Origin of the sequence: Streptomyces sp. rh34 (genome assembly GCF_002551245.1) — a bacterium.
Classification (GTDB): domain Bacteria; phylum Actinomycetota; class Actinomycetes; order Streptomycetales; family Streptomycetaceae; genus Streptomyces.
Genome location: NZ_NTGZ01000468.1, coordinates 1 through 2546, shown reverse-complemented (window position 1 = coordinate 2546; position 2546 = coordinate 1). Strand labels below are relative to the sequence as shown.

At 71.4% G+C, this 2546-nt stretch carries 2 protein-coding genes and 1 pseudogene; all 3 read right to left on the bottom strand.

Features of this window, described 5'->3' with window-relative positions; genetic code table 11:
• Positions 1-523: imidazolonepropionase-like domain-containing protein (locus CR470_RS37300; RefSeq protein WP_097872157.1), on the bottom strand; the 523-nt coding region annotated here is incomplete at its 3' end.
• Between the two features lie 13 nt (positions 524-536).
• The gene (mqnC, locus tag CR470_RS37295) at positions 537-1736 is read right to left on the bottom strand and encodes a cyclic dehypoxanthinyl futalosine synthase (protein ID WP_097872155.1); all 1200 of its coding nucleotides are present in this window, start codon (positions 1734-1736) and stop codon (positions 537-539) included.
• Between the two features lie 72 nt (positions 1737-1808).
• A pseudogene (locus CR470_RS37290) lies at positions 1809-2456 on the bottom strand (serine/threonine protein kinase); the annotation flags it as partial.
• Positions 2457-2546 lie beyond the last annotated feature (90 nt).

Genomic DNA, 2546 nt, shown 5'->3' with positions numbered 1-2546 from the left:
GCGGGGCGCCCGCCGTACGGGCCAGGTCGCCGCCCGCCGCGAAGGGGTCCAGGGCCGGCGGGCCCGAGGGCGCGGGCGACGACGGGACCCGGACCAGGCCCGACCGGGAGAGGGCCGTGCGCAGGGCGGGATCGTCCGCGTCGAAGGGGCCCGCCAGGTGCGTCGTGCCGTGCCGCAGCATCCGCTGGAGCCCGCGCCGGACGGACCCGGCCCGCCGGGCCGTGTCCATCGTCGCCGCGATCCGCTCGAACTCCTCGCCCCACAGCGGGAGTTCGCCCAGCTCGTCGGCCTCGCGGGGGTCGGGGTGGTAGCAGCGGGTGAGCAGCTCCCGGGCCCGGTCCTGGCGCAGGCCGGGCGTGAGGAGGCCGGGCCAGCGGCGGACCCGGGCGGCCGGGTACGCGGCGACGACCTCCTCGTACGGGCCGAGGGCCGCGATCCGCTCCCCGTCCACCGCGACCGCACCGTCCACGACGGCCGCCGCGCCGACCGGGAGGACCAGGGGCGCGGTGTGGATCGTCAGCACGGGAAGCCGAGGCCTAGTTGGCGTTCAGGAGCTTCAGCTCCGGGTGGGCCGTGCCGCCCTCGATCGCCGTCGAGGAGATGTGCGAGACGACGCGCTCGTCGACCGGGTCCAGCGCCGGGTCGTCGTGCACGACGAGGTGCTCGTACGTCGTGGCGCGCTGGGCGGGGACCCGGTCCGCCTTGCGGATCAGGTCGATGATCTCCAGCCGGTTGGAGCGGTGCTTGGCCCCGGCCGAGGAGACGACGTTCTCCTCCAGCATGATCGAGCCGAGGTCGTCCGCGCCGTAGTGCAGCGACAGCTGGCCGACCTCCTTGCCGGTGGTCAGCCAGGAGCCCTGGATGTGGGCGACGTTGTCGAGGAAGAGCCGGGCGATGGCGATCATCCGCAGGTACTCGAAGAGCGTGGCCTGCGTCTGGCCCTTCAGCTTGTTGTTCTCCGGCTGGTAGGTGTACGGGATGAAGGCGCGGAAGCCGCCCGTACGGTCCTGGACGTCCCGGATCATCCTCAGGTGCTCGATGCGCTCGGCGTTGGTCTCGCCGGTGCCCATCAGCATGGTGGAGGTGGACTCGACGCCGAGGCCGTGCGCGATCTCCATGATCTCCAGCCACCGCTCGCCGGACTCCTTGAGCGGGGCGATGGCGGTGCGCGGCCGGGCGGGCAGCAGTTCGGCGCCGGCGCCGGCGAAGGAGTCGAGCCCGGCGGCGTGGATCCGGCTGATGGCCTCCTCGGCGGAGACCTTCGAGATCCGGGCCATGTGCTCGATCTCGGAGGCGCCCAGCGAGTGGATGACCAGCTGCGGATACGCCTTCTTGATCGCGGAGAAGTGCTCCTCGTAGTACTCGACGCCGAAGTCCGGGTGGTGGCCGCCCTGGAACATGATCTGGGTGCCGCCCAGCTCCACGGTCTCCGCGCAGCGGCGCAGGATGTCGTCGAGGTCGCGGGTCCAGCCCTTGGCCGTGTCCTTGGGCGGGGCGTAGAAGGCGCAGAACTTGCAGGCCGTCACACACACGTTGGTGTAGTTGATGTTGCGCTCGATGATGTACGTCGCGATGTGCTCCGTACCGGCGTAGCGGCGGCGGCGTGCGGCGTCGGCGGCGGCGCCCAGCGCGTGCAGGGGCGCGGACCGGTAGAGGTCGAGCGCCTCCTCCGGGGTGATCCGACCGCCTTCGGCGGCTCGGTCGAGGACGGGCTGAAGGTCGGCCTTCTCGGTCACCGGGCTGTCACCTTTCGGCGGTTTTATTGACGTTCCTCGGACCGATCCAGCGTACGCCAGCCCTTGACGCCGTCAGCCGCCGGACCGGGTGAGCTTGCCGTACGGGAGACCCGCGGCGCGTTCCTTCGAGCGGTAGTCCAGGGTGCCGTCGTCGGCGAGGCGGAAGACCAGATCGGCCTCGGTGGTGGTGCACAGGCCGGGGGTGCTGGGGCGGTCCGGGTCGGTGGCCTCGCGGATGTTCAGCTCCTTCGCGGTGCCGGAGGCGAGGGTGCCGACGCTGTTGCAGGTGACGGTGATGCCGAGCTGGGAGATGGTCGTGCTCATCCGGACGACCCGCTCCCCGCGTTTCCCCTCGGTGAAGACGGCGGTGAGCGTGCCGTGGGGCTGACCGGTCGTCCTCTCGGTGACCGGCCCCTTCCAGGTGCCCAGGTACGCCTTCGGAAGCTCGCCGACCGGGGCCCCGCCCCGGTCGGCGGACTCGGCGGGCGACGGCTTCCCGGAGCCGGGCGGGGAGGCGGGGGCCGACGGGGTCGCCGCGGCGCCGTTGCCCCGGTCCCGGTCGGCGGCGCCGCGCGGGAAGAAGCCGTCGAGCAGGCCCGTGCCGAGGGTGACGACCGCGAGCGCGCCCGCCACGGCCAGGGCGACCGTGCAGCTGACGCGGCGGCTCCGGCGTTCCCCGGAGGTCTGCCGGTTCTCCGCGCTGACGGTCAGGGAGAGGCGCTGTCTCTTATACACATCTGATCAGATATCGTATGCCGTCTTCTGCTTGAAAAAAAAAAAATAAAATGAAAGAAAACAAAAGTAAGGAAG